Here is a 6,767-nt window from a genome sequence, read left to right on the forward strand (position 1 = left end):
TGTGCTTGAACAAGGTTTATTAGTAACGGCAGGGGTGGCATTCTTAATTTCTGTTGCCCTTTCGCCATTGTTTATTCCATTTTTACGAAAATTAAAGTTTGGACAGAGCATTCGTGACGAAGGTCCAAAATCGCATCAAAAGAAATCAGGAACACCAACGATGGGTGGTATTGTTATTTATGTGTCTATGATGGTGACGACACTAATCATGGCAATTAAATTTGAATATTTAGGTGCAGAAGTATCATTACTATTATTAGTTACTTTTGGTTATGGATTGATTGGCTTTTTGGATGACTACATAAAAGTCGTTAAGAAAAGAAATCTTGGTTTAACATCAAAACAAAAATTAATCGGTCAACTTGTCATTGCAATTGCGTTTTTTGTCATCGCAAAAGGACAGGGATTCGATACACATTTAATGATTCCAGGAACGGATGTTAAATTTGATTTACACTGGGCGTATTTTATTCTTGTGCTATTTATGCTTATTGGTGGATCCAATGCAGTCAATTTGACAGACGGTTTAGATGGACTGTTATCAGGGACAGCTGCAATTGCATTTGGGGCATTTAGTATCATTGCTGTTGCTCAAGGGCAATATGCAGTAGCGATTTTCTGTATGGCAGTTGTAGGGGCTGTACTTGGATTTTTAGTGTTTAATGCGAATCCAGCTAAAGTATTTATGGGAGATACAGGTTCCCTTGCTTTAGGTGGCGCGATAGCTGCAGTAGCGATTTTATTAAAACAAGAATTATTACTTGTTGTTATTGGCGGCGTATTTGTAATGGAAACTTTATCTGTTATCATTCAAGTTATTTCATTTAAAACGACTGGAAAGCGTGTTTTTAAAATGAGTCCACTGCATCATCATTATGAATTATGTGGTTGGTCAGAATGGCGTGTTGTTGTAACGTTCTGGTCTGTAGGATTTTTATTAGCGGTATTAGGAATTTATATCGGAGTGTGGATGTAATTGAAAACTGTGACTGACTATCAAAATAAAAATATTCTTGTATTAGGTATCGCAAAAAGCGGTTATGCAGCTGCAACTTTATTAAAAAATTTAGGTGCAAATGTGATTGTAAATGACGGAAAGCCATTAGCTGATAATGCGCTAGCTGCAGAATTGCAAGCAAAAGGAATGGATGTTGTATGTGGAGGTCATCCATTAGAGTTATTAGAAAGAAATATCTCACTTGTCGTGAAAAATCCTGGGATTCCATATTCTAATCCATTACTTGTTGCAGCGAAAGAAAAACAAATTCCGATTGTAACAGAAGTAGAGTTAGCGTATTGTATCTCAGAGGCACCGTTTGTTGGAATTACGGGTTCTAATGGTAAAACAACAACGACAATGCTAACATTTGAAATGTTGAAAGAAGGACAAAAGCACCCTGTTATCGCTGGAAATATAGGTACGGTAGCATGTGAAGTGGCGCAAGGGGCAAAAGAAAGTGAAGTAGTTGTTACAGAACTTTCATCTTTCCAATTGATGGGAGTAGAAACATTCCGACCTAAAATCGCAGCATTTTTAAATTTATTTGAAGCGCATTTAGATTATCATGGTACGAAGAAAGAGTATGGTTTAGCGAAAGCAAATATTTTTAAAAGCCAAACTGAAACGGATTATAGTGTAATTAATGCAGATGATGCAGATGTGATGTCTTTAGCAGCAAATAGTAAAGGGCAAAAAGTACTATTTTCAGCTACGAAAGAAATTGAAGATGGTGCGTGTGTAAAAGATAACGCTCTTTATTTTAAAGGCGAGAAAGTTGTTGGAATTCAGGATATCGTTTTACCTGGTAAACATAACTTAGAAAATATTTTAGCAGCAATGAGCATTGCTAAATTATTAGGTGTAGCAAATGAGGCTATTGTTACAGTATTAAAACGTTTTACGGGTGTAAAACATCGTCTAGAGTACGTAACAACAATTAAGAATCGTAAGTTTTATAATGATTCAAAAGCAACGAATATGTTAGCGACGGAAAAGGCGTTATCAGCATTTACAGGGCCTGTTATTTTACTAGCAGGTGGACTTGATCGCGGTAATGAATTTGATAATTTAATTCCATATTTTGAACATGTAAAAGCGATTGTAACATTTGGACAAACTGCACCAAAGTTAGTGAAGGCAGCAGAAAAAGCAGGGATAGATATCATTGAAAGTGTCGATAATTTGGAAGAGGCGGTAGAAAGAGCTTACGTTCATTCTACAGATGGAGATGTTATCCTTCTTTCACCAGCATGTGCAAGCTGGGATCAATTTAAAACATTTGAAGAAAGAGGAGACATTTTTATACAAGCCGTGCATAAACTTATATAAAGTAAATCAAAACATCAGTAGGCTAACACCTACTGATGTTTTGTTACATAGGACAAAATGCTTCGTCCAAAGAGGTGGTGTTCATTGCCAATGAAAAAAACGCCTGATTTCATTCTCATTATCGTTACGCTCTTGTTGCTAACAATCGGGATGATTATGGTTTACAGTGCAAGTGCTGTCTGGGCCTCCTATAAGATGGGTGATTCATTCTTTTTTGCAAAACGACAACTATTATTTGCGGGAATTGGAGTAGCAGCGATGTTTTTTATTATGAAAATCGACTATTGGGTGTGGCGTACCTATTCAAAAGTAATTTTGCTCGTTTGTTTTATTCTCCTCATTCTTGTTTTAATTCCTGGAGTGGGACTTGTTCGAGGGGGAGCGCGAAGCTGGATTGGAATCGGAGCATTTTCGATTCAACCATCAGAATTTATGAAATTCGCGATGATTATTTTTTTGGCGAAATTTTTATCAGAAAGACAAAAGTTGATTACATCGTTTAAACATGGTTTACTCCCAGCACTTGGTTTTGTATTTGTTGCCTTTGGAATGATTATGCTTCAACCGGATCTTGGAACAGGAACAGTAATGGTTGGGACATGTATCATAATGATTTTCATTTCGGGAGCACGTGTTTTTCATTTTGCAATGTTAGGATTAGTTGGAGCAGCGGGATTTGTTGGATTAATTGCATCGGCACCATATCGAATGAAACGGATTACATCCTATTTAGATCCATGGTCGGATCCGCTTGGAAGTGGATTTCAGATTATTCAATCGTTACTTGCGATTGGTCCGGGTGGTTTATTTGGGCTTGGACTTGGACAAAGTAGACAAAAATTTCTTTATTTACCGGAACCCCAAACAGATTTTATATTTGCGATTTTATCCGAAGAATTAGGTTTTATTGGTGGTTCGTTTGTGTTATTATTATTTAGTCTGTTATTATGGCGCGGGATTCGTATAGCATTAGGAGCGCCTGATTTATATGGTACGTTTTTAGCAGTAGGTATTGTGGCGATGATTGCGATTCAAGTGATGATTAATATTGGTGTTGTAACGGGATTGATGCCTGTTACAGGAATTACTTTGCCATTTCTAAGTTATGGTGGATCAAGTTTGACTTTGATGCTAATGGCAGTTGGCGTATTATTGAATATAAGTCGTCACTCTCGCTACTAAACCCTGTTTATAAGACAGGGTTTTTCGTTTGTGTGTAGAAAACGGAAAATATAGTATGAATGTAGGAATAATTACAATTGAAATTAGAACAGAGAAGCGGAGGAATTTGTAGTGCGAGTATTAGTTAGTGGTGGTGGCACAGGTGGTCATATATATCCAGCCCTTGCTTTAATTAGGGAAATAAAAAAACTACATCCTGAAGCACGATTTTTATACATTGGTACGGAAAATGGATTGGAAAGCACAATTGTTCCAAAAGCAGGTATACCGTTTCAATCTATTGTTATTAGTGGATTTAAGCGAAAAATCTCCCTTGATAATGTGAAAACAGTAATGCGTTTTCTAAAAGGTGTCCAGGATAGTAAAAGATATATTCGTCGGTTTAATCCTGATGTTGTGATTGGTACAGGTGGCTATGTATGTGGTCCGGTCGTATATGCGGCAGCGAAATTAGGGATTCCAACTATTGTACATGAACAAAATAGTGTACCTGGTGTAACGAATAAATTTTTGAGTCGCTATGTGGATAAAGTTGCTGTTTGTTTTGAAGCAGCGTCTGAGCATTTCCCACAATCTAAAGTTGTTATGACAGGAAATCCACGTGCATCAGAAGTAATGAACCAAAATGGAATGAAAGGAAAGCGCTCTGTTGGATTATCGCTTTCTAAAAAGTCTGTTCTTATTTTTGGTGGGAGTCGCGGAGCAAGACCAATTAATGATGCTTTTGTAGAAGCAATTGAACAATTTGGTAACAAAAATTATGAAGTATTGTATATTACTGGTGAAGTGCATTATGATAAAGTAATGGAAGCTGTGAAACAAAAAGGGAATCCAGGTAATGTGATTATTAAACCGTTCATTCATAATATGCCGGAGGTACTTACTGGTGTAGATCTTGTTGTTTCACGAGCTGGTGCAACAACGCTTGCTGAGTTGACAGCGTTAGGGAAACCAAGTATTTTGATTCCAAGTCCTTATGTGACAAATAATCATCAAGAGAAAAATGCACAATCAGTTGTTGATAAAGGAGCGGCAAAAATGCTTCTTGAAAAGGATTTAACAGCTGAAACGCTTCTTCGTGATATTGATGAGATTTTATTAGACACACAAACATTACAAAATATGAAACTAGCTGCTAAGCAGCTAGGAATTCCAGATGCAGCCAACAAGTTATTTGAAGTAATGAACAAGCTTGTTGAAAATAACGTTAGGTGAAGGCCCTGCATACTACTGTAGTAAGGAGACTTAATATGGGGGGAGATCATCATGGAACAATTAGCAAATGAACTTATAGAAGCAAAAGTTGGGAAGGTATTCGTAAATGAATCATTAGCTCGTTATACAACTATGAAAATAGGGGGACCAGCTGATATTTTAATTGTGCCAAGCAATGCTGCCGGTGTTGAGAAAATTTTGGATTTGGTAACAAAACACAAAACAAAATGGACGGCAATTGGGCGTGGTTCGAATCTTCTTGTTTCTGATAAAGGTATCGAGGGTGTTGTAATTCGTTTAGGAGAAGGATTAGATCACTTAGAAGTAGAAGAAGCTATTGTAAGAGTTGGTGGAGGATATCCTCTTATTAAGTTGTCGACATTACTTAGTCGCCAAGGGCTAGCTGGATTAGAGTTTGCAAGTGGTATTCCAGGAAGTGTTGGCGGTGCAGTATATATGAATGCTGGTGCTCATAAATCTGATATCTCGAAAATTTTAATGAGAGCTTGCATTATGTTTGAAGATGGGACAGTTAAGTGGTTAACAAAAGAAGAGATGGAATTCTCTTATCGTACTTCTGTTTTACAAACAAAGCGCCCTGGTATTGTATTAGAAGCTGAATTTCAGCTGAAAACAGGAGAGCGTGAAGAAATTGTTCGTATCATGCAAAAAAATAAAGACTATCGCCGTGAAACACAGCCATGGAATCACCCTTGTGCGGGTAGTATATTTAGAAATCCGCTACCGCATTTTGCTGGAGATTTAGTAGAAAAGGCTGGTCTTCGTGGGTATCAAATTGGCGGTGCGAAAATTTCTGAAATGCATGGAAATTTTATTGTCAATACAGGATCTGCATCAGCACAAGATGTTTTAGATTTAATCGCATTTGTCAAAAAAACAATCAAAGAACAATTTGATATAGATATGCATACAGAAGTAGAAATCATTGGAAGATAACTGTTATATGTTCCGCTCATTATCATTTATGGTATAATAAGAAGATAAGAACGGCATGAAGAACATGCCGTTCTTTATGTTACATAGGGGGATCGTACATGAAAAATAGTAAAGTTATTAGACTACAAGATCGTGTACCTAAATTAAAAGATCAAAAGAAAAGGAATAAAAAAACTGTCAATCACCGATTAATTTTATACATATCGATTTTATTTTTATTAGTACTTTTTTTAATTTATTTTCGGTCTCCACTTAGTAATATAAAAAAGATAAGTGTTTTTGGAAATCATTACATGACAGATGAACAAGTCCTGAAAGAATCTGGAGTTACATATGAAACAAGTTATTTTCGGGTAACAGCGCATAAGGCGGAAGAAAATTTAACGAAACAAAAAGAAATTAAAGCAGTAAATGTCAAGAAACGTTTTCCAAACAAAATCGATATCCATATCGAAGAATATGTAACGATAGGGTATATAAATAAGGGTGGGAAATTACAACCACTTTTAGAAAACGGCAAAACACTTGATGTGCTTCCAAATGGAAAATTGCCTGTTGCAGCTCCGATTTTCGAACCATTTAAAGAAGAAAAAATGAAAGAGTTAATTGCAGAACTAAAAAAATTAACACCGACTATTCTAAGATCTATTTCTGAAATTCGTTATACTCCAACGAATTCAAATGAAGACCATCTTACTTTATATATGAATGAAGGCTATGAAGTTAGTACAACTATTCAGGATTTCGCAAAGCGTATGGAAGCTTATCCATTAATTTTGAAACAAATAGAACCAGGTAAGAAAGTTCTAATTGATTTAGAAGTTGGGACATATGTCAAGTATTTAGATGGTGAAGAAAAGAAATAGAAGAATAGTAGTTTTGTTTCTTTTTTTATATAAAAACAGTACGTACGTTCTCTTGGGTAGGGATTGATTTGATGAAAAATATTTAGATTTCTTCGATTCGTACTAGGATTGGTACAAGTTTCACTTTTCTATGAGTACATCTTAGTGTAGACTTATATTTGGCGGTAATCTTTGTATTTGAAGTAGATTTATTTCAAAATAAAGCAGGCGTTCACAGA

At 35.9% G+C, this 6,767-nt stretch carries 6 protein-coding genes; all 6 read left to right on the forward strand.

Annotation, left to right across the window (positions count from 1 at the left end; genetic code table 11):
• Position 1 precedes the first annotated feature (1 nt).
• On the forward strand, positions 2-976 hold the full coding sequence (gene mraY / locus V7183_RS06130) for a phospho-N-acetylmuramoyl-pentapeptide-transferase (protein ID WP_097895079.1): 975 nt from the start codon (positions 2-4) through the stop codon (positions 974-976).
• Positions 977-2,329, forward strand: a complete 1,353-nt coding sequence (gene murD, locus V7183_RS06135; protein ID WP_335358983.1) for a UDP-N-acetylmuramoyl-L-alanine--D-glutamate ligase — start codon at positions 977-979, stop codon at positions 2,327-2,329.
• Between the two features lie 90 nt (positions 2,330-2,419).
• The gene (gene spoVE, locus V7183_RS06140; RefSeq protein ID WP_335359022.1) at positions 2,420-3,511 is read left to right on the forward strand and encodes a stage V sporulation protein E; all 1,092 of its coding nucleotides are present in this window, start codon (positions 2,420-2,422) and stop codon (positions 3,509-3,511) included.
• Positions 3,512-3,622: 111 nt separating this feature from the next.
• A complete protein-coding gene (gene murG / locus V7183_RS06145) occupies positions 3,623-4,726 on the forward strand; it encodes an undecaprenyldiphospho-muramoylpentapeptide beta-N-acetylglucosaminyltransferase (protein WP_335358984.1) in 1,104 nt (367 codons plus the stop codon).
• Positions 4,727-4,777: 51 nt separating this feature from the next.
• Positions 4,778-5,683 carry a UDP-N-acetylmuramate dehydrogenase gene (murB, locus tag V7183_RS06150; protein WP_335358985.1) on the forward strand — a complete coding sequence of 302 codons (906 nt, stop codon included), beginning with the start codon at positions 4,778-4,780 and terminating at the stop codon, positions 5,681-5,683.
• A 98-nt stretch (positions 5,684-5,781) separates the two neighbouring features.
• Positions 5,782-6,549: a cell division protein FtsQ/DivIB gene (locus V7183_RS06155; protein ID WP_335358986.1), complete on the forward strand. Its 768-nt coding sequence runs from the start codon at positions 5,782-5,784 to the stop codon at positions 6,547-6,549.
• Positions 6,550-6,767 lie beyond the last annotated feature (218 nt).

It is taken from the genome of Bacillus sp. JJ1127 (genome assembly GCF_036965845.1).
Lineage (GTDB): Bacteria > Bacillota > Bacilli > Bacillales > Bacillaceae_G > Bacillus_A.

Excerpts from the sequence above, each read along its gene's own strand:
- spoVE (WP_335359022.1), top strand. The coding sequence starts at position 2,420 with ATGAAAAAAACGCCTGATTTCATTCTCATTATCGTTACGCTCTTGTTG.
- murB (WP_335358985.1), top strand. The coding sequence starts at position 4,778 with ATGGAACAATTAGCAAATGAACTTATAGAAGCAAAAGTTGGGAAGGTA.
- V7183_RS06155 (WP_335358986.1), top strand. The coding sequence starts at position 5,782 with ATGAAAAATAGTAAAGTTATTAGACTACAAGATCGTGTACCTAAATTA.